General features: G+C 62.4%; 19 protein-coding genes. 3 read left to right on the top strand and 16 right to left on the bottom strand.

All coding sequences use genetic code 11. From position 1 onward, the window contains the following. The 13 genes from HUK65_RS11005 to HUK65_RS10945 form a co-directional block, all read right to left on the bottom strand. The coding region (locus HUK65_RS11005) for a transposase (protein ID WP_407692429.1) at positions 1–116 on the bottom strand (116 nt) is incomplete at its 3' end. A 61-nt stretch (positions 117–177) separates the two neighbouring features. Beyond that, positions 178–714, bottom strand: coding sequence for a molybdopterin adenylyltransferase (mog, locus tag HUK65_RS11000; RefSeq protein ID WP_179906286.1), 537 nt, complete (start codon positions 712–714; stop codon positions 178–180). Continuing rightward, positions 704–1,213, bottom strand: coding sequence for a DUF2478 domain-containing protein (locus tag HUK65_RS10995; RefSeq protein ID WP_179906284.1), 510 nt, complete (start codon positions 1,211–1,213; stop codon positions 704–706). Before HUK65_RS10995 ends, mog begins: the two co-directional genes overlap by 11 nt. Positions 1,214–1,596: 383 nt before the next feature. Then, positions 1,597–2,796 (bottom strand): molybdopterin molybdotransferase MoeA, encoded by a 1,200-nt coding sequence (locus tag HUK65_RS10990; RefSeq protein ID WP_179906282.1) that lies wholly within the window; start codon positions 2,794–2,796, stop codon positions 1,597–1,599. Between the two features lie 65 nt (positions 2,797–2,861). Further along, positions 2,862–3,503, bottom strand: a complete 642-nt coding sequence (locus HUK65_RS10985) for a hemerythrin domain-containing protein (protein ID WP_179906280.1) — start codon at positions 3,501–3,503, stop codon at positions 2,862–2,864. A gap of 19 nt (positions 3,504–3,522) precedes the next feature. After that, positions 3,523–4,302 carry a peptidylprolyl isomerase gene (locus tag HUK65_RS10980; RefSeq protein WP_179906278.1) on the bottom strand — a complete coding sequence of 260 codons (780 nt, stop codon included), beginning with the start codon at positions 4,300–4,302 and terminating at the stop codon, positions 3,523–3,525. Positions 4,303–4,314: 12 nt separating this feature from the next. Then, positions 4,315–5,112: a respiratory nitrate reductase subunit gamma gene (narI, locus tag HUK65_RS10975; protein WP_179906276.1), complete on the bottom strand. Its 798-nt coding sequence runs from the start codon at positions 5,110–5,112 to the stop codon at positions 4,315–4,317. A 12-nt stretch (positions 5,113–5,124) separates the two neighbouring features. Beyond that, the gene (narJ, locus tag HUK65_RS10970; RefSeq protein ID WP_179906274.1) at positions 5,125–5,826 is read right to left on the bottom strand and encodes a nitrate reductase molybdenum cofactor assembly chaperone; all 702 of its coding nucleotides are present in this window, start codon (positions 5,824–5,826) and stop codon (positions 5,125–5,127) included. Then, positions 5,823–7,349 carry a nitrate reductase subunit beta gene (gene narH / locus HUK65_RS10965; protein WP_179906272.1) on the bottom strand — a complete coding sequence of 509 codons (1,527 nt, stop codon included), beginning with the start codon at positions 7,347–7,349 and terminating at the stop codon, positions 5,823–5,825. Before narH ends, narJ begins: the two co-directional genes overlap by 4 nt. Next, positions 7,346–11,086: a nitrate reductase subunit alpha gene (locus HUK65_RS10960; protein ID WP_179906270.1), complete on the bottom strand. Its 3,741-nt coding sequence runs from the start codon at positions 11,084–11,086 to the stop codon at positions 7,346–7,348. Before HUK65_RS10960 ends, narH begins: the two co-directional genes overlap by 4 nt. 64 nt (positions 11,087–11,150) lie before the next feature. Continuing rightward, entirely contained in the window at positions 11,151–12,740 is a 1,590-nt protein-coding gene (locus tag HUK65_RS10955) for an MFS transporter (RefSeq protein ID WP_235441967.1), read from the bottom strand. A gap of 114 nt (positions 12,741–12,854) precedes the next feature. Next, on the bottom strand, positions 12,855–14,504 hold the full coding sequence (locus HUK65_RS10950) for an MFS transporter (protein ID WP_179906266.1): 1,650 nt from the start codon (positions 14,502–14,504) through the stop codon (positions 12,855–12,857). A gap of 48 nt (positions 14,505–14,552) precedes the next feature. Beyond that, positions 14,553–15,026, bottom strand: a complete 474-nt coding sequence (locus HUK65_RS10945; RefSeq protein ID WP_179906264.1) for a universal stress protein — start codon at positions 15,024–15,026, stop codon at positions 14,553–14,555. 245 nt (positions 15,027–15,271) lie between these two features. Between HUK65_RS10945 and HUK65_RS10940 the strand changes: the two genes are divergently transcribed. Next, positions 15,272–16,012 carry a cyclic nucleotide-binding domain-containing protein gene (locus HUK65_RS10940; RefSeq protein ID WP_179906262.1) on the top strand — a complete coding sequence of 247 codons (741 nt, stop codon included), beginning with the start codon at positions 15,272–15,274 and terminating at the stop codon, positions 16,010–16,012. Between the two features lie 151 nt (positions 16,013–16,163). Here HUK65_RS10940 and HUK65_RS10935 read toward each other — a convergent pair whose 3' ends face one another. After that, a complete protein-coding gene (locus tag HUK65_RS10935; protein ID WP_179906260.1) occupies positions 16,164–16,580 on the bottom strand; it encodes an Rrf2 family transcriptional regulator in 417 nt (138 codons plus the stop codon). 404 nt (positions 16,581–16,984) lie between these two features. Here HUK65_RS10935 and HUK65_RS10930 point away from each other — a divergent pair, with 404 nt between their 5' ends. Continuing rightward, a complete protein-coding gene (locus HUK65_RS10930; protein WP_327787112.1) occupies positions 16,985–17,596 on the top strand; it encodes a 5-formyltetrahydrofolate cyclo-ligase in 612 nt (203 codons plus the stop codon). A gap of 93 nt (positions 17,597–17,689) precedes the next feature. On the opposite strand, the gene HUK65_RS10925 is transcribed toward HUK65_RS10930, so the two are convergent. Beyond that, positions 17,690–20,542 (bottom strand): PAS domain-containing protein, encoded by a 2,853-nt coding sequence (locus HUK65_RS10925; RefSeq protein WP_179906256.1) that lies wholly within the window; start codon positions 20,540–20,542, stop codon positions 17,690–17,692. A gap of 412 nt (positions 20,543–20,954) precedes the next feature. Next, positions 20,955–24,875, bottom strand: coding sequence for a PAS domain-containing hybrid sensor histidine kinase/response regulator (locus HUK65_RS10920; protein WP_179906254.1), 3,921 nt, complete (start codon positions 24,873–24,875; stop codon positions 20,955–20,957). A 407-nt stretch (positions 24,876–25,282) separates the two neighbouring features. On the opposite strand from HUK65_RS10920, the gene HUK65_RS10915 reads away from it, so the two are divergent. Next, entirely contained in the window at positions 25,283–26,638 is a 1,356-nt protein-coding gene (locus HUK65_RS10915) for an ATP-binding protein (RefSeq protein WP_179906252.1), read from the top strand. Positions 26,639–26,704: the final 66 nt, after the last annotated feature.

Raw genomic sequence — 26,704 nt, 5'->3', positions numbered from 1 at the left:
AAGATTATGCCGCTGAGAACGCGCCTGTCATCAACGCGAGGTCTGCCATGGCTCTTGGGGAAGAAGGGTTTCAGACGCTCCATGTGTGCGTCCGTCAGCCAAAAAAGATTGCTCATTGATCGGTCTCCTTAGGGAACGTGAATCACGTAGCAAGATCAAAATCAATGGGTCCTGAGCCTAACCCGACCCGGGCCGAAACGCCTTGCAGCGCGCGGGATCCGTCTCGATCCGCCCGGCCCCGATCAGGTCCAGACAATAGGGAACAGCGGCAAAGACTGCCTGCAGGCAGGTTGCAATCGCGGCGGGCTTGCCGGGCAGCGTGATGAACAGCGTCTTCCCCCGCACCCCGGCGCCCTGGCGCGACAGGATCGCCGTCGGCACCTCGGCCAGCGATGCGCGGCGCATTTCCTCGCCAAAGCCGGGCAGGTCAAAATCAATAACATCGGCCAGCGCTTCGGGTGTTTGATCACGGGGCGCGGGGCCGGTGCCGCCCGTGACCAGGACCAGATCAGCGCCGCCATCCGCCAGGGCACGCATGGCCCCTGCCACCGAATCGCGCCCGTCCGCGACAATCTGGCGCGTCACTCTGACCTGCGAAGAGAGTGAGGCACGCAGCCATTCCTCGGCGGCGGGGCCACCAAGGTCGGCGTATTCGCCCCGCGCGGCCCGGTCGGATACTGTCAGAATTGCGACATGCGCGCCTTCAAGCAGCATGGTGCAGCCCTGTGCGCAGGCACCAGTTGGTGACATTTGCAACATCAGGGGTCAGTTCTTCGGCCAGCCCATCTGCAAACATCCGGAACGCAGGCAGGTTCAGGGCGTTCACGCCAACCAGGACCGGCAGGCCCAGACAGATGGCCTCGCCGATCACCGGCGCAAAGCCTCCGCCATCAGCCTCGGACTTGCCGAACTTGTTGACAACCAGCAGGTCAGCACCGGAAAGCGCCGCTGCGGTCACGGCCACAGCCTGCGCCAGAACGCTGGTATCAAGCGTGCATCCACGGGCCAATGCGCCGCGGTCTTCGCTGATCCGCAGAACCTCGCCCGAGGGCAGCAGCTTCAGGTCCATGTCACATTTGCGCCGACCCGCGCGGGCGGTGTTGGTTTGCACGGTTCCACACAGGCGCAAGCGCCCTTGCAGGCCTGCCACCACCTGCGCCAGGAACAGGTCGCTTTCACCCCGCCCGGGCAGGCTGATATATCCCAGGTTCATCGCCGTCGCCTCCTGTGCAAGTCTTCCGGTTCTGGATAGGCCATGACGCGCGCCTAATCCTTGATTTATATCAATAGTCAGAAAGCCTCTTCTCGGTGAACCGTAATTCCTCATCGCATTTTTCCGGGCAAGCTCCACGTTCCCTCGATGATATTTATCAATCACCTTGATGTGCCGTTGAAAGTGACGCGGACAGAACGGGAAAACCACATTCCGCCAATCACAGGCCTTGCCGTCATGGACGGGAGGCAGCGCAGCGACGGTGGACAACTGCCCTCGCGAACCCTGCAACCCTGTCCAGGGCTCTGTCCGGACAGGGTGGTGATGGCATGGAGCTTGCAACCGCGGAACTGACGCTGACGGGCTGCAGGTCCTCCATACGCTCACAACGGCATGATCTCTACCAGATCGCCCGCCCTCATCTGCCCCAGCTCTGCCGGGATCATGACAAGCGCGTCGGCCTGCGCAAGCTGCGCAATCCGGTGCGAGCCGGTCTGCTCCAGACAGATAACCTGCTGCACGCCCCGCGCGTCATACCCCAGCATGCGCGCGGGCCGGAGTTCGCAACGCCCCGGTTTGTGCCGGATGGGGGCGGACAGCGCAGCCAGGCTCTTGCGCGGGCCGGGGTCCGCAACCCCGGCCATGCGCCCGGCCAGAACCTGCCCGATGACATGCCATGTCACATAGGCCGCGACCGGATTGCCGGGCAGACCCAGCCACAGGGCATCGCCCAGCTTCCCGACAGAGAGCGGCTTGCCGGGCTTCATGGCGAGTTTCATCACCTCGATCCGGCCGCCAAGATCGGTGATCACGCGCGTCATGTGGTCTTCGTCGCCGACGGAAACGCCCCCTGTCGTGATCACGATGTCAGCCCGCCCTGCCGCCTGTTTCACCGCAGCCTGAAGGGCATCGGGATTGTCCCTGCAGACGGACAGCCCAATCCGTGTGATCCACGGCTGGTCCAGCGCGGCCGCCAGCATGGCGCGGTTTGCGTCCCATATCTGGCCGGGCGCAAGGGCCTGACCCGGCGGGACGAGTTCATTGCCCGAACACAGTATGGCCACCCGCAGGCGGCGGTTAACGGGCAGATCACCCAGACCCGAACCGGCCAGCGCGGCGACCTCCCGCGGGCCGATGACGCGGCCAGCGGCCAGCAAGGGCGCACCGCGTACCAGATCATCGCCACGGCGGCGGATGTGTTGCCCGCAAGAGGGCGCCTTGCCAAGGCTTATCCCCTGCCCCGTGCGCAAGACCTCTTCCTGTGCCACAACCGCATCAGCGCCCACAGGCAGCGGCGCGCCCGTCAGGATGCGCAGCGCACACCCCTTCGGCAACTCCCCCGGCATGTCCCCCGCGCAGACCCGGCCAGAAACCGGAAGATCCCATGGCCCCGGCCCGTCAAGATCGCTCAGGCGCAGCGCGTAGCCATCCATTGCCGCGTTATCGAAGAGCGGCAGCGGCACTGGCGCAGCAATATCATGGGCCAGAATGCGGCCCGTGGTCTCGGCAATGGGCAGAACCTCATACTCCGGCACGCGCGAAACCATCGCCAGCCCGCGTGCGAGCGCTGTATCGACCGGCACAAGATCAGGGGCACTGTCACAACCGCAAGCGGCCGGGTCGGGGCGGTGGAGGGGTTGGTGCAAGGTCATTGAGGCTCTCCCAGAGGGGTCGGGGCAATGCGCGCCAGCGCGCGGGCGCAGGCGGCGTCCATGCGTGGCGGACGGGCGCGGCGTGCGCACATCTCGGCCATCAGGGCGACCTTGTCCGCATCGCTCAGCCGCAGGCGCGCAAGCGGCAGCAGAATGGCGTTTTCCACAATCAGGTGCCGCCGTTCAGAGGAGGCAAGGCGGCGCAAGGCATCACATTCTTCCGGTGCAGGCAGGTTGCCATCAGCCATACGGACAAGCGCCGGGACCAGAAGCGCATAGGCGGCTGCAGCGATCTCATGCTCGCGCGCAAGCCGGGTGAGGGTCTTTTCCAGCTCATCCTCTGGCAGGGCCCGGGCGCGCAGGCGCGGAAACAGGCCATGTTCCTCATCCTCAAGGTGTCTCGGCAGATCACGGCACAGGTTGACCAGAAGTCGACGCGCCAGTTCCGGTCGGCTGAGGGTCGTGGCAGCCAGAAGTTCCATATCCGCACATAGCTGGCGCTGGATGAAATGCTCTTCATACATTGCCTCTATGGGGCACTCGCGCGCGCTCAGTTGTGGCGGGGCCGCCCGTGCGCCACGGATCGTGCCGGACTGGCGGCCAGGGTGGCGCGTGTGCTTTGGCTCGATTTCGGACATGGCCGACCCCTTTCCATGATCAGGCAGCCTGAAGCGCGACGCCGTCTATCCGGGCTGCCGCAACTAGCTCGGCAGTGAACTGTGCCGCAGCCCGCGCCCAGGCCGCCTTGGCATGGGCATCGCGCAGGCGTGGCAAGACCGACTCGAATGGCAGCACATCGCCACGGGCGCGCGCGTCCAGCCGGATCAGATGCAACCCGAAACGGGTCTCGACAGGATCGCTGATCCGGCCTTCTTCCAGTGTCTCCAGCGCGGCCTCGAATTCCGGTACAGTATCGCCCTGCCCCAACTGGCCAAGCAGCCCGCCATTCTCCTTGGACGAACAGGCCGAATGGGTGCGCGCGAGTTCACCGAAGCGGCGCGGATTGGCGCGCAATTCGGCCAGCACCGTATCGGCATGGGCGCGCAGGGCGGCCATGTCATCCTGACGCGGCAGCAGGATATGCGCGGCCTCATAGAGCGACGGCGCACGGAACCGGCCCGGATGCGCGTCATAGATTCGGCGCAACTCGGCCTCGTCCGCCGCGGCGGGCGTGATCGCCGCCTCACTCAGTTGGCGGATCAGCGCCTCGTCTTCGGTCTCAACCTGACCCGGCGCAACTTCCGCCGGATCAGGGGTCAGGCCACGCGCGCGGGCCTCTTGCAGCATCAACTCGCGGATGGCGAGGGCGCGCGCGGCGGCTTTCCAGGCCAGCCCCGGCTTTTCCTTCGGCGCCGGGTGGTTCTGGGCTTCGGCCGCAATGCGTTCGGCCGAGATTTCAATGCCGTTGACAAAAACAGGCGGCAGAAGCGGTTTCATGGGCTGGATTCCTTATTCGGCAGGGGTTGGCGCTTTGGGCTTCGGGGCCGTGCCCGCAGCTTTCAGCGCACGCTTGTCACGGGCAAAGGGCTTGAGCCCCGTGCGCACAGGCTTTGCCCCGTCGCGCGAGCGCACGATCTGATAGCCGGGCCGCCACAGGAAGCGGACAGGGATCGACAGCATGTGCACCAGACGGGTGAAGGGGAAGAGCGCCACAATCACCATGCCAAGGAAGATGTGGAACTTGTAGAGCCAATGCACATCGACCACTTCCTGCCAGGCGTTGATCTGCAGCCCCATGACCGATTGCGACCAGGTCATGAACTGGATCATCTTGGCGCCGTCCATATGGCCCAGCGTCAGCACGATCGTGCCCATGCCGACCACGATCTGCACCCAGAGGATCGCCAGAATGCCGATATCGGCATAGGTCGAATTGTTGCGGATGCGCGGGTCATAGAGCCGCCGGTGCAGCAGCATGGTGCAGCCGACAAAGGCCGCCGCCCCGGCCAGACCGCCGATGATCACGGCCATCCACTGTTTCAGCCCGTAGCTGATGCCAAGCGCGTCCAGAAGCCAGATCGGTGTGAAGAGCCCGATCAGATGGCCGAAGAACAGCACGATGATACCGACATGGAACAGCACCGAGCCCCACATCAGTTGTTTGCGCCTCAAGAACTGGCTGGACGATGATTTCCAGGTGAACGGGTCACGCTCATAGCGCGCGATGGTTCCGATCAGGGCGACGGCCAGCACCGCGTAGGGCATGATGCCGAAGATCAGGTAGTCTAGGCTGAAATTTCCAAACATTGTCTTGTGCTCCTACATCTGGCCCGGCGCCGAGGTGCGCGGGGCGGCAGGCATGTCCATTTTCGCCAGAATGTCCCGGCTGATCGGGCATCCCTCATTGGGGTCGGGGCCGAAGGTGACCATCGCCTCTTCCCAGACCGCATCGAGCGCTTCCAGGTCTTCTGGATCATCGTCCTTTTCCGCCAGAAGCGCCTCGGCCTCGGGCGAGGTGTCCACCTGCGCGAGGCTCACCAAGGCGGCCAGAACCGGCGCATAGATGCTTTCGCGCCGCGCCAGACGTTCCGCGAGGGCCACGAGGATATGGCCCGCATCAGCCAGGATCTCGCGCGCCTGTTCGGGTGCCTGTGTGGACAGGAATTCCAGCAGGACCGGCAGATGGTCCGGCAGTTCCGGCCCCACCAGATCGAAGCCGCCGGCGCGATAGGTTTCGAGCAGGTCCACCATCGCGCCGCCCCGGTCCCGGCTTTCGCCGTGGATATGCTCGAACAGGTTGAGCGAGAGCGTCCGCGCGCGGTCGAATTGCAGGACATAGCGTTCCTGCAAATCATAGATGTCGCCCTTTTCCAGATCGGTCAGCAGCGGTTCGAGCTTGGCCAGCTGGCCGGGCTTCAGCAAACCCTCATCAGAGAGGATTTGCCAGATTGCAGGGACCGCAGCTTGCAGGTCCGTCGAAGGATAGGTCAGCAGCGCTGACAAGGCACGATAGGTTTTCATGACTGGATGAACTCCTGCGGGCTGCGGAATTTCTTGCCGCCTGAAAACAGCGAATTGCCGCTGCTGCCGGTCGAACAGCCATTGCCATCCGTGAAGCCGCAGCCCCCTTTCAGGTCATAAGCATCTTCGACCAATTCGCGATGCGTGGTCGGAATGACGAAACGATCCTCATAATTGGCGATTGCCATCAGCTGATACATTTCGTCGATCTGGTTCGGTGTCATGCCGACGCGTTTCGCCACGCCCAGATTGACCACCCCATCCACGGTTTTCGACCGCATGTAAGAGCGCATCGCCAGCATCCGTTCCAGCGCGCTGATCACCGGGGCTTCATCGCCCGCCGTCAGCATATTGGCCAGATACCGCACCGGAATACGCAGGGATTTCACATCCGGCATATCGTCCTGCGCACTGATCTTGCCCGCCTCAGCCGCATTCTGGATGGGCGAAAGTGGCGGGATATACCACACCATCGGCAGCGTCCGGTATTCCGGATGCAGCGGGAAGGCGATTTTCCATTCCATCGCCATCTTCCAGATCGGCGAATTCTGCGCGCCCTTGATCCAGTCCTCTGGGATACCCTCGGCCCGCGCGGCTTCGATCACTGCCGGGTCATTCGGGTCAAGGAAGACATCAAGCTGCGCATCATAAAGCTGCTTTTCATCTGCGACCCCTGCCGCCTGGCTGATCTTGTCGGCGTCATAAAGCATGACGCCCAAGTAACGGATACGCCCCACGCAGGTTTCCGAACACACAGTCGGCTGGCCGCTTTCCAGACGCGGATAGCAGAGCGTGCATTTCTCGGATTTGCCCGAAGACCAGTTGTAATAGATCTTCTTGTAGGGGCAGCCCGACACGCACATCCGCCAGCCACGGCATTTTTCCTGATCGATCAGGACAACACCGTCATCTTCGCGCTTGTAGATCGCGCCCGATGGGCAGGACGCCACGCAAGCCGGGTTGAGGCAATGCTCGCACAGGCGCGGCAGATACATCATGAAGGTATTTTCATACTCGCCATAAATGTCCTTCTGGATGCCCTCGAAATTGTAATCCTCACTGCGCTTGGCGAATTCCCCGCCGAGGATTTCTTCCCAGTTGGGGCCCCATTCGATCTTCTCCATCCGCTCGCCCGTGATCTTGGAACGCGGGCGCGCCGTCGGGAATGCCTCCATCTCAGGCGCCGATTTCAGGTGGTCATAGTCGAAATCAAACGGCTCGTAGAAATCATCGATTTCCGGCAGATCGGGATTGGCAAAGATATTCGCCAGAATCCGCCATTTGCCGCCCTGTTTGGGCACAAGCTGGCCCGAAGGATCACGCTTCCAGCCGCCATTCCAGCGCTTCTGGTTTTCCCAATCCTTCGGGTAGCCAATACCGGGCTTGGTTTCGACATTGTTGAACCATGCATATTCAACGCCCTCGCGCGAGGTCCAGACGTTCTTGCAGGTCACGGAGCAGGTATGGCACCCGATGCATTTATCGAGGTTCAGAACCATACCGATCTGGGCACGTACTTTCATTCCGCTGCCTCCACTTTTGCTGGCTTGTCGAGCCAGTCCACATTTTCCATCTTGCGAACGATCACCATCTCGTCGCGGTTCGCCCCAACGGTTCCGTAATAGTTGAACCCGTAAGAGAATTGCGCATAGGCCCCGATCATATGCGTGGGCTTCGGGATCGCCCGCGTGACCGAGTTATGGATGCCGCCACGCTTGCCCGTGATCTGGCTGCCCGGCGTGTTCACGATCTTTTCCTGAGCGTGATACATGAAGGTCGTTCCGTCCTTCATCCGCTGGCTGACCACGGCACGCGCGGCAATCACTCCGTTGGAATTGAACAGTTCCACCCAGTCATTATCGACGATCCCGGCGGTTTTCGCGTCATTCTCGGACATCCAGATGACCGGCCCGCCACGGTTGAGCGTGAGCATCAGCAGGTTGTCCGAATAGGTCGAGTGGATGCCCCATTTCTGGTGCGGCGTGATGAAGTTCAGCACCACATGCTTTTCGGCCGATTTCAGCGCCTTGGTCGCATCAACCGTGATGGTTTTCAGATCGACCGGGGGCCGCCAGGTGACGAAGAATTCGCCAAAGGCCAGCATCCATTCGTGTTCCTGATAAAGCTGCTGACGCCCCGAGAGGGTCCGCCATGGGATCAGCTCATGCACATTGGTCCAGCCCGCGTTGTAGCAGACTTCCTCGGATTCAATGCCCGACCATGTCGGCGAGGAAATGATCTTGCGCGGCTGGGCGGCAATGTCGCGGAAGCGGATCTTCTCGTCTTCCTTGACCTCGGCCAGATGGGCGTGGTTTTGACCCGTGGCCTTTTCCAATGCCTTCCAAGCCTTGCCCGCAACCTCGCCATTGGTTTCGGGTGCGAGCATCAGCACGACCTCGCAAGCGTCAATCGCCGTGTCGATCTTGGCCATGCCCTTGGTCGGCCCTTCCGTATGGGTGCCGTTCAGCGCTTTCAGATGGTGGACTTCGGTCTTGGTGTCCCAGGCGATGCCCTTGCCACCATTGCCGACCTTTTCCATCAGCGGCCCAAGCGCTGTGAACCGCGCATGCAGGTTCGGGTAATCGCGTTCCACAGCAATATAGGCCGGTGCCGTCTTGCCGGGGATCAGATCGCATTCGCCTTTCTTCCAGTCCTTGACGACAGGCTGCGCCAACTCGCCGGGGCTGTCATGCTGCATCGGCAGTTGGACCACATCGGTTTCCACACCCAGAATTTCCGGCGCGACTTCCGAGAATTTCTTGGCAATCGCCTTGAAGATTTCCCAGTCGGTTTTGGACTCGTAGGCCGGATCGACCGCCGCTTGCAGCGGGTGGATGAACGGGTGCATGTCCGAGGTGTTCAGATCGTCCTTTTCATACCAGCTGGCCGTCGGCAGCACGATATCGGCATAGACCGCGGTCGTGGACATGCGGAAGTCGATGGTCACCAGCAGGTCAAGTTTGCCCTCTGGCGCGTCCTTGTGCCATTTGGCCTCGACAGGCTTCTGGCGGCCTTCCTCGCCCAGATCCTTGCCCAGAACCCCGTGATCGGTGCCCAGCAGGTGTTTGAGGAAATACTCATGCCCCTTGCCCGATGACCCCAGCAGGTTCGAGCGCCACACGAACAGGTTGCGCGGCCAGTTTTCCGGCGCATCCGGGTCTTCGCAGGACATTTCCAGACGGCCCGACTTCAGCTCCTGCGCGACATAGGCCGGGATCTCCATCCCTGCCGCTTTCGCCGCCGCGCCCACTTTCAGCGGGTTGGTCTTCAGCTGCGGCGCAGAGGGCAGCCAGCCCATCCGCTCAGAGCGGATATTGTAGTCGATCAGGCTCAGGCTTTCCCAATCGCCTTCGGGCGCTGTCGGCGACAGGATGTCCTTTGCCGTCACCGTCTCATAGCGCCACTGGTCGGTATGAGCATACCAGGCAGAGGTCGAGTTCATGTGCCGCGGCGGGCGCGCCCAGTCGAGCGCGAAGGCCAGCGCCGTCCAGCCCGTTTGCGGGCGCAGCTTTTCCTGCCCCACATAATGCGCCCAGCCACCGCCCGACTGGCCCACACAGCCGCACATCACCAGCATGTTGATGACCGCGCGATAGTTCATATCCATGTGGTACCAGTGGTTCATCGCAGCGCCGATGATGACCATGGATTTGCCATTGGTCTTCTCGGCATTGGCCGCAAATTCCCGCGCCACATGGATGATCTTGTCGCGGCTGACGCCTGTGATCTTCTCGGCCCAGGCGGGGGTGAAGGGCACATCGGCGTTGTAGTCATCGGTGACGTGTTCGCCGCCCAGCCCGCGATCCAACGAGTAGTTGGCGCAGAACAGATCGAACACCGTCGTGACCAGCGCTTCCGAGCCATCGGCCAGCGTGATTTTCTTGACCGGCACGTTGCGCGTCAGCACGTCACCGCGCGCATCCTTGTGCCACTGGGTCGTGGCCATGCCGCCGAAATAGGGGAAATCAACGCCCACTACATCATCGCGGTCTTCATCAAGGATCAGCGACAGCTTGGGCTTGATCTCGGCCCCTTGCGCCTTCTCCTCAAGGTTCCACATGCCCTGCTCACCCCAGCGGAAGCCGATAGAGCCGTTGGGCGCGACCAGTTGGCCCGAGGTTTCATCAATGCAGATGGTTTTCCATTCGGGGTTGTTGGCCTCGCCCAGCGCACCATCCAGATCGCTGGCGCGCAACTGGCGGCCCGGAATGTAGCTGTCGCCTTTCTTGTCCAGACGGACCAGCATCGGCATGTCGCTGTATTTGCGAGTGTATTCCTCGAAATACGGCACCTGACGATCCAGATGGAACTCGCGCAGGATCACATGCCCGAAAGCCATCCCGAGGGCCGCATCGGTGCCCTGCTTGGCATTCAGCCAGACATCACCGAATTTCGCGGCCTCTGAATAGTCGGGGCAGATCACAGCGGATTTGGTGCCACGGTAGCGCGCTTCGGTGTAGAAATGCGCATCCGGCGTCCGCGTCTGCGGCACGTTCGAACCCCAGAGCAGCAGATAGCCTGCATTATACCAATCCGCCGATTCCGGCACGTCGGTCTGTTCGCCCCAGGTCATGGGGGACGCGGGGGGCAGATCGCAATACCAGTCATAGAAGGACATGCAGGTACCGCCCAGAAGCGACAGGTAGCGCGAACCAGCAGCATAGCTGACCATCGACATGGCCGGGATCGGCGAGAAGCCGAACACGCGGTCAGGGCCATATTCCTTCGCCGTGTAGGCATTGGCGGCCGCCGTCAGCTCGGTCACTTCGTCCCATGTGGCGCGCACGAAACCGCCGGTGCCGCGTTTGCGGGTGTAGCTGGCGCGGGCTGCGGGGTCGTTCTGGATCGCCTCCCATGCCTGAATCGGCGTCATGGTCTTGCGCTTCTCACGCCACAGCCGCATCAGCGCACCGCGCACCAGCGGCGTTTTCACGCGGTTGGCGGAATAGAGATACCAGCTATAGCTTGCCCCGCGCGCGCAGCCGCGCGGTTCATGGTTGGGAAGATCAGGGCGCGTGCGCGGGTAGTCGGTCTGCTGGGTTTCCCAGGTCACGATCCCCGATTTCACGTAGATCTTCCACGAGCAGGACCCGGTGCAGTTCACCCCATGGGTCGAGCGCACAACCTTGTCGTGCTGCCAGCGTTTGCGATAGGTGTCTTCCCAGTCGCGGTTTTCGGTCGTGGTCTGGCCGTGCCCATCCGAGAACGTGTCCTTGCGCACGCTCTTCAGAAAGTTCAGCCTGTCAAGAAGATGGCTCATGGCTGTCTCCGTTCTTGGGTTTGGAGGGACAGGCGCGCGAAGGATGCCGCGCGCCCGGCGAAATTCAGGGGTTTTTGATGTAGGCGCCCGGGCGCAGGTAGAACCACCAGTTCAGGATCAGGCAGAGCGCGTAGAACACGGCGAAGCCATACATCGCATATTCCGGTGTTCCGCCGCGCACCTGCTCGCCGATGACGATTGGTGCCACGAAAGAACCATAGGCACCCACCGCCGAGGTCCAGCCCAGCACCGGGCCTGCCTGTTCGCGGTTGTAGATCACCCCGATGGTGCGGAAGGTGGACCCGTTGCCGATGCCGGTGGCCGCGAAGATGATCAGGAACAGCACCAGGAAGATGAAGAAATACTGTTCCGGCGTTTGCGACTGGTAGGCCAGCATCATGACATAGCCTGCCGCACCCGAAGCGATGACCATCACGGCCGCGACCCATTGTGTCACGATGGAGCCGCCGAACTTGTCCGACAACCAGCCACCGGGCGGACGGATCAGCGCGCCGATGAAGGGGCCGATCCAGGCATAGGTCAGCGCGCTGGGCGCATTGGGGTTGGCGACACGCTCCATCACGCCGTCAACCTCGACGTTGGTGAAGCCGAAGATCACCGTGATCGACAGCGGCAGCGCCATCGAAAAGCCGATGAAGGAGCCGAAGGTCAGGATATAGAGGATCGTCATCGACCAGGTGTGCTTGTCCTTGAAGATGGCGAACTGGGCGCCCATGCTGGACCCGACACGTCCGGGGATCATGCGCAAGGCGATCAGCGTTGCGACACAGATCAGTACCACGGCGACAAATGGGTTAAGCAGGCCCAGTCCCGTCGGCGCAGGCAGATACAGATAGAGCCCGATCACCGAGGTCACGAAACCGATGCCATAGAGGCCCAGAACCTTGCCGAAGGAACTCATCGTGCCGGTCATGTCAGGCGAGAGCGGCTTGAGGTTGTTCATGCCGAACCAGGCCAGCGTCACCAGCGGGATCAGGATCGCCGCCCAGATGAAGCCTGCGTTCTGGATATAGGTGGGCGTTCCGGCCTCGATCCGGCCGATCAGCGTGCCACTGTCACGGATCAGCGCGATGGGATCACCGGCGATGGCGCCGAAGATGGCGATGGTCATAACCGTCGGGATCAGGATCTGCATGGTGGTGACGCCGAAATTGCCCAGACCCGCATTCAGCCCCAGCGCCAGACCCTGCTGGCGTCTGGGAAAAAAGCCACTGATATTGCTCATCGAGGCGGCGAAGTTGCCCCCTCCGATGCCGGACAGCAGCGCGGCCAACTGGAACTTCCACAAGGGCGTTTCGGGGTCCTGCAGGAACAGACCGGTCAAGAGCGCGGGCGGAATCAACAGCGCCGAGGTCAGGAACACCGTGTTACGCCCGCCTGCGATGCGGATCATGAAAGATGCGGGAATACGCAAGGTCGCGCCGGTCAGGCCGGCAATCGCGGTCAGCGTGAACAGCTCAGCCTGCGTAAACGGAAAGCCCGCGTTGAGCATCTGAACCGTGATGATACCCCACATCAGCCAGACGGCAAAGCCGCACAGCAGGTTGGGGATCGAGATCCAGAGGTTGCGGTTCGCCACCCCCTTTCCCGTCTGGTTCCAGAACGTCTGATCCTCGACGTCCCATTTCTCCATGTCCTTGGCCATTTTCTCTTGTCCTTCTTTGGGCCGGTGCGACTGATCAGGGTCAGTCTCTTGCAGGGCCTTGTCCTGGCTGAACCGGCCGACGCCGGGCCAGACGCTGTTGGGTTATTCAGCGGGTCGGGTCTTGCCGCGCTCCAGCCGCTCCAGCGCGGCGCGCAGATCATCGACGGTGGCGAACCTTGCCCTCAGTTGAAGTCCGCCGGTGCCGCGCGGGGTCACTTCGACCATTTCGGACTCTGCGAAGATCGCAGCGACCTCTGCATCGAGCGCCTTCTTCTCGGCGGCTTCGCGGGCAATCTCGCGGTCCACGGAAGAGATCACATATTCGTCGCCAAAGCCGCCTTCGGGTTCCTTCAGCCAGATCAAGCAGACGACCCAGCTGATGAAGGCCCCCACCGCGATGATGAAGAAGAAGGTCGAGGCATCGACGAACATGAAGATAAACAGGTAGAAGACCGCGCCGACATTGCCGTAGGCCCCCGCCATGCCCGAGATCTGCCCGGTCACACGCCGCTTGATCGAGGGGATGATGCCGAAGGTTGCACCCTCTGCCCCCTGCACGAAGAAGGAGCACATGATGGTGATCGCGATGGCGATGATCAGCGGCCAGCTGCTGTCCAGCAGGCCCATCATCACGAAGCCGACGCCGATACCGAACATATAAGCCATCATCACGAAGCGGCGGTTGCCGAAGCGGTCGGACACCAGCCCGCCCATGGGCCGCGCAAAGAGGTTCACGAAGGCAAAGCTTGCGGCAATCATACCGGCTGCCACTGCCGTCAGACCCCAGGTTTCCTGGAAGAACATCGGCAGCATCGACACCACCGCCAGTTCCGCGCCGAAATTGGCGAAATAGGTGATGTTCAGCGCCGCAACCGAAGAAAACGGGTATTTGTCGTCTTCCGGCACACCCTTTTTCAGGATCGGCACATTGACCCGGATTGCCTGCCAGACCTGCCAGGTCACGACCACGACGATGGCACCATAGCAGATGGCTGCCGTCATGGCGTCGATATAGCCCATCAACTGCACGCGATAGACCAGGATCGACAGGATACCCACCAGCGGCACCGTGAAGATGCACAGGAGCACCAGATCGCGCCAGCTCGACACTTCCAGCGCCGAGGCCTTGCGCGGCTTCTTGTGCGTGTCCGCCGTGGGGCCATCCGTGATGGCAAACCAGTAGAACACGCCGTAAGCAGCGATCACCAGACCCGAAGTCGCCATCGCCCAGCGCCAGCCATCTTCGCCGCCATACATATGCAGCGCGATGGTGGGCAGCGTGATCGCAGCGGCGGCCGAGCCGAAATTCCCCCAGCCCGCGCCGAAGCCTTCGGCAAAACCGATCGAGCGCGGCGGGAACCACAGCGCGATCATGTGGATGGTGACCACGAAGCTCGCCCCGATGGACGACAGCACCAGGCGCGACATGAACAGCACTTCGCGCGAATCGCCGAAGGCGAAGACCCAGGTCGGGATCGCCATCAGGATCATCAGCACCGAGAAGACCCGGCGCGGCCCATAGCGGTCCAGCGCCATGCCGACAATGATACGGGCAGGAATGGTGAGCGCCACGTTGGCGATGGCAAACAGGCGGATATCGTCACGGGTCAGCCAGTCCACCGAGGCCAGCATCGAGCTTGCCAGCGGGGCCATGTTGAACCAGACGTAGAAACTCATGAAAAAGGCAATCCATGTCAGGTGGAGCGCCTTGATTTCCGCATTCTTGAAGCGGAACAGATCACTGACTTGCATGTCAGACCTCGAAACTTGGTGTAGGGTCGCGCGTCGGGCTTTCGGGGATCACTCGGCGTGCGTGGGAATGATCAGCAGCGGACAGGGCGCCCGCCGCGCCAGAAACGCGCTGGTGGAGCCGAAGGTCATGTGATCGAACTCCTCGACCAATGCGTCGATGCGCTTGGTGATGAAATTCAGCGGGCCAGGATCAGGCTTGTGACTGTGACGCGCCATCACCAGCAGGTCTGGCTTGCGCTCTTCCACGGCGCGCAGGATCATCTTGCGCGCATCCCCTTCCGCGATCAGGACAGTGGCACCGAAACCCGCGTCTGCAAGTTCGGCCGCCGCAGCTTCCGTACCCGCTTTCTGTTCCGAATATTGTGCGGTGAACAGCGCGTCAGCGCCTGCTGTGGAACTTCCCACATCCTCGACCACAGAGATCAGTGTTATCGTTGGCTGCAGTGCGGAAAGCAGGTCACGCACCGCATCCAGTGCGATCCTTGCATTGCGGGAATTGTCATAGGCGAGCATCACATGCATGGGCGTCTCCTTGCGGTCCGGATGCTCTGGGGCACCCGTTCGATAGCAGACGCTCACAGCGTATCTTGAGAAGACTTGATCCAGATCAAAAATGGAAAAACCACCATCAGAATCGCACCCGGATTGAAACCTGCACGAATTTTGCCTAGCATTATGTGCGGTCCACAATAGATCGTTGCCCTGGATGCAAGTGACATATATGCATCCCACAATTGACAAATATCAAACCTGATAGAGGTGGCATCATGCGTCCCGAGGAGCTTCCGGAGATTCGCCATCTGCATCTGTTCAGGGACATGACGCAGGCCAATTTCGAGGCCCTGATGGCAAGTTCCTATGCCCAGAACTTCCCCCAGGGGCTGGAGATGATCCGCCAGGGGGACCCGGCGGATTTCCTGCATGTGGTGGTTGAAGGGTCGGTCGAACTGTTTGCGCGGTGGGGCGGGCGCGAAGGCACCATGGCGGTGGTGCGCCCGGTTTCGACCTTCATCCTGGCGGCATGCATCCGGGATGCGCCCTATCTGATGTCTGCCCGTACGCTGGAGCGGGCGCGCATCATTCTCATACCGTCCTCTGACTTGCGCGCCATGTTCCGGCGCGACCCCGAGTTTTCGGTTGCCGTGATCAACGAGCTGGCCTCGTGCTACCGGTCCGTAGTGCGCAACGCCAAGACACTGAAGCTGCGCAATTCGCGCGAAAGGGTGGCGTCCTACCTCTTGCGGCAGTCGCTGCTGGCGGGAGGCGTTCCATCCTATGCCCTCCCGGTCGAGAAACGATTGCTGGCCTCCTATCTGGGGATGACCGCCGAGAACCTGTCCCGAACACTCAGAACGCTGGAAGAGAGCGGCGTGAAAATGGACGGCGCGCGCGTGATCATCACGGATCGTGCAAAACTGAACGCTCTGGCACAACCCGACACGCTGATCGACGGGCCAGACATGTTTGCCAATGAAAGCGGATCAGGTCTGCCCGCTGCGGGTCAATAAGTTGCAGATGACGCGGCGGCAGGACATCCTGATGGCGCGGCCCTGACCGTCCCGCCCGGGCCGTGGCTTTCGGACGTGCGGTGCCATTCCGCCTGCCTTGCGCGTGCCGCATTCAAGCGCGGCACTCATGGGCGTGCGGATGGCCCCGTGTTCACGCTGACACCTTTGGTTCGAGCGCGATATCCTTGAGCGTGGAGCGGTCAAGATCGGCGAGGAAGGCCCTCTCGGCCGCAGCGAGGCGGGCCTTGAGCCGGCACCGCCCATCAATCGAACATGCACCGCCATTTGCCGCGAAACACTCGACCAGCGCCTGGTCTTCTTCCAGCAGGCGAATGACCGCGCCAAGCCGGATGTCCTGCGCCGGTTGCGCCAACACGGCACCGCCGCCACCGCCGCGGCGCGTCTCGATCAGCCCGGCGCGGGACAGGCGCTGCATGATCTTGGCCAGATGGTTGCGCGAAACGCCGAATTCATCCGCCAACTCGGCGGTGGAAAACGCGCGGTCGGGCGCGCTTGCCATGCGCATGAGCATGCGCAGGCCGTAGTCGGTAAAGGAGGTAAGACGCATTGCAGGCGATCCCCGAAGGAGAATGGGTATTTACAATTCCTATTTTGGCGCCTAGGAAAATGCAAGTCGGGAACCTGCCCGGAAACAGCAGGACCAGAAAACGGAGTCCGTGATGACCGACAATCAATCGGACCGGGCCCCCGCAGCCGCGCTGCGATGCCACCGACACGGCCGGGGGCCTCTCGGGGAATCCCGCGCTGACGGTGGCCGCCTGCGGCGGATGGCGGCTGACGGGCCAGCCCTGCTGGCGCGATCACAGTTTCCGGGCACCAGGCAAGGCAAGGTATCGCATGGCGGGCAATGACCGGCCCAGGGGCCATTACGCATCACCCCCCTGCAGGGTGCACGAAGCCGCGCCCGGTCATCTTGCCCCGCCGGGCGCCACCCCCAAGCAGGCATGCGACGTGGCGCGCTGGCGCCGGGCCGAGCGGATGCGCCTGCGCGCCGAGCGCCAGGCGCTGAACACGGCCACGCGCAAGAAGGCCGGGGCCGCGCTGGCCGGTCACCTGCGCGGTTTCCTCGCGGCGCGTTTCGGCGACATGCGGGGGCGACTGCTCTCGGCCTTCTGGCCGATCAAGGGTGAGCCGGATCTGCGCCTCTTGATGGCCGATCTGCACCAGGAGGGCCTACGGATCGCATTGCCGCTGGTTGACGTGACACATGCGCCGCTCATCTTCCGCCGCTGGACACCCGAGACCCGCATGGTCCGCGGCCACTGGAACATTCCCGTCCCCCCGCCAGAGGCCGAGTTGGTGACACCGGATGTCACGCTTGCCCCGCTTGTGGGTTGGGATCGGTTCGGTTTTCGGCTTGGCTATGGGGGCGGCTACTTTGACCGCACGCTTGCCCAACTGTCGCCGCGCCCCTTCGTCATCGGCGTTGGTCTGCAGACGGCCGCGCTTGCCACGATCCACCCGCAGCCGCACGACATCCGCATGGATGCAATTGTCACCGAAGAGGGCCTTCAGGCCACGCACGACCCCGAGCAAGCGGAACAGCCACCGCCACGCGGGTAACAGCCCTGGCGCATGCGGCACACGGCCAGGCCGCAGGACCGCGTTCCGCCGCTGCGAGACGCTTTACCGTCGATCGCAAACGGCAAGCGGATTTCACCCCCGAAGCAACTCCTGCAGCAGTTCCTGCAGGGTGCTTCTGCGAAAGGGTTTTCGCAGGAAACTTATGCGCGGATCGAGCTTGCCGCCGCTTGTGGCGATCTCCTCAGAATGGCCGGAGACCAGCAGGATGGGCAGTTCCGGTCGTTCTTCGAGGATCGTTTCGGCAAGCTGTCGTCCGTCAATGCCGCCAGGCATGACAACGTCCGAGATCAGCAGATCGAATGGCTCGTCAGCGCGCAGCCGGGCCAGTGCCGATGTCGCGCGGGCTTCGGCCTCAACCTTGTATTCCAGCGACTTGAGGAGCATGCAGATATACTCGCGCACCTGATCCTCATCCTCGACCACCAGAACGCGCATGCGCTTCTTCGCCTTGCGCGGCGTGGTGTCACCTTGCGGGCTTTCGCGGCCGCCTTCTTGCCGGGCCTGCCGCGGCAGCATCAGTTCAACCGTGGTGCCCGCACCAAGCTCGCTGTGAACATCAATATGTCCACCAGACTGGTACACGAACCCGTGGACCATGCTCAGGCCCAATCCGCTGCCTTCCCCGACGGGCTTGGTGGTGAAAAACGGCTCGAACACCCGGGCAAGGGTTTCGTTATCCATGCCCTCGCCCGTGTCCGAAACCGAAATGCGGACATATTCGCCGGGCTCGGGGGCATCCAGCGCAGCGCCCACGGCCAGGGAAACCAGGCTTGTTTCGATCCGGAGCAAGCCCCCCATGGGCATGGCATCGCGCGCATTCACGCACAGGTTCAGAAGCGCACTTTCGAACAGGGCCCGGTCAACATGCACGGCGCCCGGGTCTTCAGCCAGACGCAGATCGAGGGCGATTGCAGGCGTCATGGATCGCTCGATCAGCATTTGCATGCCTTCGATAAGTTCATTGACATCATAGGCCCCCGGTGAAAGCGGTTGCTTGCGCGCAAAGGCGAGCAGTCGCTGCGTCAATTCGGCGGCTTGTTCTGCGGCGCTGACAATCTGGCGGGCCATGGCCGCGCTTGGCCGGTCGGCGGGGAGCTTTCCGGCCAGGGTTTCGGCATTGCCCAGGATCACCGTAAGCAGATTGTTGAAATCATGCGCGATACCGCCGGTCAACTGACCGACCGCATCGAGCCGCTGCGACTGTCGCAACTGCGCCTCCAGCGCCTTTTGCTCGGAAAGATCGATGATGTTTCCGATCATGCGCACCGGGACGCCGGCGTCATCGTGCAGGATACTCGCCCGCTCCCGGACCGGGATGAAATCGCCGTCGCGCTTGCGCAGCCGATACTCGCCCTCCCAGAAATCCTGCCCGCCCTGGATCGCGGCTTCGATCTGTGTCAGGATCCGCTCTTCGTCTTCGGGGTGCACGCTTTCAACCCAGGCGCTGCGCGGCAGCAGTTTCTCACCCGGAGTGAAATCGGGCAACCAGGTCGCCGCATCATTGACCCAGGTCAGATCCGTCACCAGATCACGGTCAAAGATGAAATCACTCGATCTTTGGGCAACATGGCGGAAGCGCTCTTCGACGCGGCGCTGCTCGGTGATATCGTCTTCGGTCAACAGGAGCCTGCCGCTGCCCGGTTCAGGAAGCAGAAGCCGCGCCAGGATGTCTGCTGTCGTCCCATCGGAGCGGGATGCCGTATAGGTGGTTTCAAGCTGGGTCTGCCCCTCCCAGGCGGCGACCAGCATTGCACGCAGCGCCATGCGAAACTTCGGTTCGTTCGCAAGTGAAACGAGCGCCTGCGATATGGACCTTGGATCATCGCTCATCGCGCCATGGAGCTGACGGGCCGCGCGATTGCCGTCAAGCACCCTGATTGCCGCCATCGCTTCGCTGGCAAAGGCCGGGTTGCGGTCAAGCCACGCTTCGAAATCCGTCACCCCTGTCGCCTTCAGCGCGTCCAGGCTTTTCAGGACGCCGGAAATGTCCTGCTCCCAGATCGCGATGGGCAGGAAGTCGAACAGGCTGCGATAGCGACGCTCGCTTGCCTGCAGTTGATCGCGGCTTGCAACCTGCGAAATCGCGGTGTGCACGGCGTCTGCCATCCTTTGCAGAATGGCCATCTGCGCCTTCGAAGGCGCCTTCGGTTCCGAATGATAACAGCAGAAGATGGCAATCGGGTGCCCGGTCCCGTCAAGAACGGGCTGCGACCAGCAGGCAGCAAGCCCATGCGCCGCAGCAAGTTCACGATACGGCTGCCAAAGGGGATCGCGCGCAATATCGGCGGAGTAGACCGCCTCGCGGCGCGCGCCCCCCGTGCCGCAGGAACCTTGCCCCTCAGCTATCGGGATCTGCCCCACGGCCCGTGACCATGCTTCAAGTGCTGCATCGCCGATGAAGGTATCCAGACAACGCTCATCGCCGGACACCAGGGCCACATTGGCGCGGGCACCGCCCAGAACATCGGGCATGGCGGTGCAGATATCTTGCAGGATACGTGACAGCGGTTCACCCGCCGCGATCTGTTCCAGCACGCGCCGCTCCACGATCAGCAGGCGCAATTCGGTTTCGCGCGCGTCTTCGGCTTCGCGCAGATCATGGATATCGGTCGCGATGCCGTACCATCGCGTTAACAGCCCGGCTTCATCCGAATATGGCCGGACATGGACACGATGCAGGCGCCATCGCGCCTCGGCAGCGCACCACAGCCGGAACTCTGTCCGGCAGGAATGCCCGCCTGAAAGGGCCTTGCTCCAGTTCTCACGCGTCGGGGCGCGGTCTTCCGGATGCAGGCCGGGCAACAGATCCCCGTCCGCGAAACCGGCATCCGTGATGCCGGTGTAGCGCCTGAATTCGTGGCTGACCCAATCAACCGCGCCATCCGGTCCCGTGGTCCAGACAATCTGCGGAAGTGCTTCGGCCAATTCGGATTGCGGCGGGGACCCTGGGTGCGGGTCTGTCGGATTTTCTGAGCTCATCTTCTCTTGGCCCTATCGAAACCTTTCGACGGTGGACAGTCCGGTTTGGGTCCTAAACGACCGCGCGCTGAAAAGGGTTTCCTTGCACCCTGCAAATGCGCCCCATACGCGCCAGGACTGGGCGGCGCGCGCGCGACTGCCATGATGGCGCAACGCCGGAGCCAGATCGTCAGGTCAGGCCCATTCCTTGGTGAATGTCAGAACTCTGGCCGGGCGGATCGCCACCCGATCCATCGGCATGAACAAGAAAGTGAGGCGCGATATTCTGGGCCCCCTGTCAACACGACGCAACCGGGCGCCCGCAACCGATAACCAGATTTCATTACCATCCGGTGAAGCCGCTGCCCATCCGCAAATGTCAAACCGGGGTCAGAATCATGCGCAGTTTCGCCGCCAGGCTTGACCGCCGATAGGGCTTGCTCAGCAGATCAACCCCCGGGTCCAGACGGCCATGGTGCACGATGGCATTTTCGGAATAGCCCGAGGTGTAAAGCACCTTCAGCCCCGGCTTGATGGCTTGCGCGGCATCGGCGACCTGACGCCCGTTCATTCCGCCCGGCAAGACAACATCCGTGAACAGCAAATCGATGTCGGGCCGACCGCGCAATATCTCCAGCGCTGCCGCTCCGGCGTCAGCACTCAGCACCGTATAGCCCATGTCGGCGAGCTGGGCACAGACCTGCTGCAACAGCAGCGGGTCGTCTTCGACTACAAGGATCGTCGCGTTCCCGGTTTCGGCTTCGGATTGCCCGCCTTCGGCCCCTTCCGACGGTGTCGTTTCACCTTGAACGCGCGGGAAATACAGCTTGACCGTTGTTCCCTCGCCGGGTTCCGAATAGAGGCGGATATGACCGCCGGATTGCTTGACGAAGCCATAGACCATGCTCAGCCCCAGGCCGGTGCCCTTGTCGGCCCCCTTGGTGGTGAAGAACGGCTCGAAAGCCCGGTCGATCTGGTCGGACGGGATGCCGTGACCCGTATCGCTGACCGCGATGACAACATACTGCCCGGCGGTCAGATCAGGCTCGTAGGCGACATAGGTATCGTCCAGCAAGACATTCGCGGTCTCGATCGTGAGCGAACCGCCATCGGGCATGGAATCGCGCGAGTTGATCACCAGATTCAGCAGCGCGCTCTCCAACTGGCCGGGGTCGATCTCGCTGCGCCATAGCCGCGCGTCAAGGGAGAGCGCGATGTTCAGTTCCTCGCCAAGTGTTCTGCGCAGCATGTCCTCCATGCCCCCGATCAAGGCATTGGCATCGATCACCTGTGGCTGAAGCGGTTGCTTTCGCGAGAAGGCCAGCAGACGATTGGTCAGCTCTGCCGCCCTTTCGGCTGCACGAACCGTCATGTCCACATGCCGGCGCAGCGGATCGTTTGCGTCAATGGCGTCTTGCAGGAATTCGATGTTGCCCAGGATGATGGTAAGAAGGTTGTTGAAATCATGCGCCACACCCCCGGTAAGCTGCCCCACGGATTCCAGCTTCTGCGACTGGCGAAGGCGGCTTTCCATCTCGCGCAGGGTTGTCACATCGATCATGCTGCCCAGCAGCCGGACGGCCCTGCCCTCGGAATCGCGGATGACGAAGGATCGGTCCAGAACCGTCAGATAGTGCCCGTCTGCGTGGCGGAAGCGGTATTCACCCGACCAGACCGTTTCGGTCCCTGCGATCAACGCATCGACGCCTGCCACCGCTTCGTCCCTGTCCTCCGGGTGCAGGCGGTTCTTCCATGACGCGATCCCCTGCTCGATCTCGGCAGGATCAAGGCCGGTGAGGGTCTTGAGATTCGCGTTCCACCAGTGCTTGTCGGCGATCACATCCCAGTCCCAGATCACCTCGTTTGTGGCCTGCGTCACCCGCTGGAACCTTTCCTGGCTGAGGCGGATTTCCTCTTCGGCGTGGCGTCGGTCAGTGATGTCGCGCTCGACGGCGACCCAATGGGTGAACGCGCCGGTGTCGTCGGCCAGCGGCACCAGGTCCATTTCCAGCCAGAATTCCTCGCCCGCGCTTGTGTAATTGATGAGTTCGGCGCGAACCGGCTGCCAGTTCTCCATCGCGCGACGTATCCGGTCAAGCGCGGCGCGCTGCGTCTTCGGCCCCTGAAGAATGCGCGGGGTCTTGCCGATCACGTCCTCGCGGGAATAGCCCGTGCGCCTTTCGAAGGCATCGTTCACATAGACGATTCTGGGCCCGTCCGGCGCGTCGATGGGCGCTGCCTCGGTGATCAGCAGGATATCGTTCTGGCGCGACACCGCGTTTTCCAGAAGGCGCAGCTGTTCGTCCCGGGCGCGCTGGCGGGTAACGTCGCGGAAATAGACGGCCAACCCCTCGGGTGTAGGATAGGCGTTGACCTCGAACCAGGTGTCCAGCGGCGGGTAGAACGCCTGAAAGCGGGCCGCCTGGCCTTTGGCGACAGCGCGTTCGTATTCGATCTGAAAGGCAGTTCCGACCGAGTCCGGGAACTCGGCCCAGACATTCCTGCCCAGCAGGTCTGTCCGGCGCCGCCGAAGCAGCAGCTCGGCCTTCTTGTTGAGAAAGACGAACCGCCAACTGTCATCCAGAAGAAAGCACGCATCGCTGATGCTTTCCAGCGTCTGGAGCAGGCGTTCCGATACAGCCCGTGTCGCATGGCGCGTCTCGACCAGTTCGGTCACGTCCTGAACCGCGCCCTCGACGGCAATGATCTGGCCGGACGGGTCGCGCACCGCTTCGCCGACGGCGCGGACCCACACCCGGCGACCTTTCGCCGTAACGATCTGCAGCAACTCGTCAAAGGCATGGCCATCCTGTGCGCAGGCGTCGAACTTCGCGCGAATGCGTTGACGGTGTGCCGGGATGTAATAGGCGATTGTCTCATCAAGGGTCGGAGATTTCCCCCTGGGTTCGTCATGGATGGCCGCGGTCTCGTCACACCATGTCGCCCTTTCGGCGCCAAGCTCCACATGCCAGCTGCCAAGGCGCGTCATGCGACCTGCAAGCCTGCGCCTGCGCGAAGCCAGGCGGACCTGCTCTTCGGCGGCCCTGAAGCGGGTGATGTCCTGGACATGGCCAATGACGATCCTGCGCCCCTCGACGACATGCCACGTCCCGACACCCCTGACATGCGCCACCGTGCCATCGGGCCGGTTGATTCGGTGCTCGAAATCAATCGTGGCTGCGCCGCTGTTCACGAAATCACGCAAACCGGCCCGCAGCTGCGGCTGGTCATCTGGATGCACCACGGCAAGGTAGCCATCGAAATCCGGTGGCGGTTGGTCCGGTTGCAGGCCGAAGATGTCGAACACCCGTTTTGACCAGCTGAGCGTCCGGCCTTCCAGATCATACTCCCATGCCCCCAGGTCCAGCAGTGTCTCCGCCGTGCGCAGGCGCGCCTCGCGCTCGCGCAGGGCCAGGAGCGCGGCATGGGTCTCGGCGGCGTGCAGCATGTGTTCTGCGGCAGCCGCTTCGTGGTCAGCCGTGTCAGCGGCGGGCGCAGTTTCCGGCGACATGATCGCGGTCAGGTCTTCCGCCCGGTGGATGATGTAAATGAGCCGCCCCGCCGCGTCGAACACCGGCTTGTTGCGCTGCAACCAGAAACGCTCATGGAACAGCCCGTCCCGCCCCTGGACCGGATGGCGCTGCAGGCTCATCACATCACTCACACGCAGCGCCTCGACCCGCTGGAGCGAGGCCCGCAGGTTGCTTACGGGATCGGCCTCGGGATCATCCGGATCATTGGGGAATACCTCGAGCAGGCGACGGCCGAGCAATTCGCCGCGCTCCCTCGCCACGGCCTGCGCATATTCGTTCGTCGCCGCAACGATCTGATAGTCGCCTGGGGTCAGCACCGCCAGATTGCCGGGCAGCGCATTACAAAGAAGCGCAAGATGTTCGCTGGACAGGTCGACCTTGTGGCGCAGGGTCCGGACCTCTGCGCTCAGGCTTTCGGCCCGCTCCTGCGCCTGGACCACTTGCGTACTGTCCCGGATGCTGGCCACGATCGCCGCATCCCCGTCGAACCGCACCTTTTTCCAGTCAAAGGCGACCGTGAAGCGGTCACCTGAACTTGCCTCGATGGTCCAGGTCCCGGCATCGGCCATGCCGATGTCGAACTGTCGAACCTGTTCGGCTATTGCGGCGCGGTCCTGCTCGGGGCGCAGGTCGGCAATCGTCATCGCCTGCAGGGTTCGTGCGTCATACCCCAGCCAGGCCTGCGCTGCCCGGTTCGACGCGAGGATCTTCAGGGTCTTGACGGAAAACACCCACACAGGAAGCGACAGCAAGTCGTATGCCTGCATGGCCGAAGGCGGCAACACCGGTGTTTCCTGCATGATCCCCTCGGGCAGTCGAATGGTGCGAAGACAACCTTAACAGGTAATCATGTTGATGTTTTCACGCAATACTTGTCTTCAGGGACACCTGCGAGAGCGCCCGGAAGGGGTCCGGGCTGCGCCCAATATTCAAGCGTGCACCCACCGCAGGAAAACGCGCATGAGCCGGGCCTGCGGGCAGGCTGCCTGCGTCCCGCAGGGGAGTTTGCGGGCCGCTACCGGAACAGGTTTCACAAAATGCTTGACCGGGCCAGAGCAAGTGCCAATTCTTCAACCTTGAAGTGAAGCGCCTCAAACGAACCGGCGCAAGAGATGCCACACGCGTGTCCCTCGCTTGCCGGACAAGCCCCAGATTGGCGCTGCGGAGAAGCTTGATGCAATTTGCGCCGGATCTCAGGATCGCACTGATCTTCGCGGCGCTCAGCGTGAGCTACATCTTCGTGTCGGACCGGCTTGTGGAGCTTTTTGTCGATGATGTCCGCAGCGGGACGGTCCAGACGGCGAAGGGAACGGCCTTTGTGCTGGTCTCGGCACTTGTCATCTATCTGCTGATCCGGGCAGAGCTGGCGAAACAGGAACGCCTGCGCCAGGCCGCCATGCGGGCGCAACGGCTTGAAGCCATCGGCCAGTTGGCCACGGTCATGGCGCATGATTTCAACAATATCCTTACGGTTGCCATCGGATCCGCCGAGATAGCCGAGGACGCGTTGCCCCCGGTGCACCCTGCACGCATCCATCTTGAGAACTCGATGAACGCGGCGGAAAAGGCGGGCAAGCTGGCGCATCAGATGCTTGTTTTCTCACGGCAGGGCCATCTGCCCTCGCAGCCGGTGGATGCAAACCAAAGCATCAACGACCTGATCCCGTTGTTGACCCTGGCCACGGGCGAACAGGTTTCGTTGCGCTGCAAGCTTGCTCATGGGTTGCCGCCAGTAAATGCCGAGCCCTACAAGTTCGAAAACATCCTGTTGAACCTGATCATCAATGCGCGCGATGCCATGCCGCAGGGCGGCGAGATCGTTCTGGAAACCGCCCGCGAGCGCCTGGACGCCCAGGTCAGCGACGAGATCTGGACAGTCCCGCCGGGCGAATACGTAACGGTTTCCGTGCGTGATACGGGCCACGGCATGTCGAAGCCGATCATGCGAAAGATACTGGAGCCTTTTTACACCACAAAGCCGATGGGCCGGGGCACCGGTCTTGGCCTGACCACGCTGCGCGAAGGCATGCAGGCATGGAAGGGTCATCTGCAGATCACCAGCGCCGTGGGGCTGGGCACAACCATCAAGATGTATCTGAGGCCAGCCCCTTACGACATTCCGACCACCCGCGAGGAGAAACGGACGGATGCCACCGTCAGCAGCCGGGGCGAAACGATCCTGCTGGTGGAGAACGAGGCCGATGTGCGCGCATCGGTTGCCAGCCAGTTGAAAAATCTGGGCTATGTGGTGCGGACCGCTGCAGACCTGCCCGAGGCCTGTGAACTGCTGCGGGCGGGCCACATGGTGGATCTTCTGCTCAGTGATATCATGCTAAACGGGACCGAGACCGGCGTGGCGCTGGCCAAGCAGGCGCGCGCGTTCGACAAGGGCCTGAAGGTTGTCCTCATGTCCGGCTATGCGGACCCCGTGCTGACCGCTGAAATGGCCAATTTCGCTGATCTGGGCTGGCTGGCCAAACCCTTTGACCGGTTCACCCTCAACCGCGAATTGCGCAGACTTCTGGATTGAACACCGCTGTGGCCCGCCAGTCATGCGCCAGCCCGCGCCTGTTCGGACCCGGGCACCGGAATTGAT

The organism is Rhabdonatronobacter sediminivivens (assembly GCF_013415485.1).
GTDB classification, from domain to species: domain Bacteria; phylum Pseudomonadota; class Alphaproteobacteria; order Rhodobacterales; family Rhodobacteraceae; genus Rhabdonatronobacter; species Rhabdonatronobacter sediminivivens.
The sequence above is the reverse complement of the archived record's forward strand: the minus strand, read 5'-3'. Positions and strand labels throughout refer to the sequence as shown.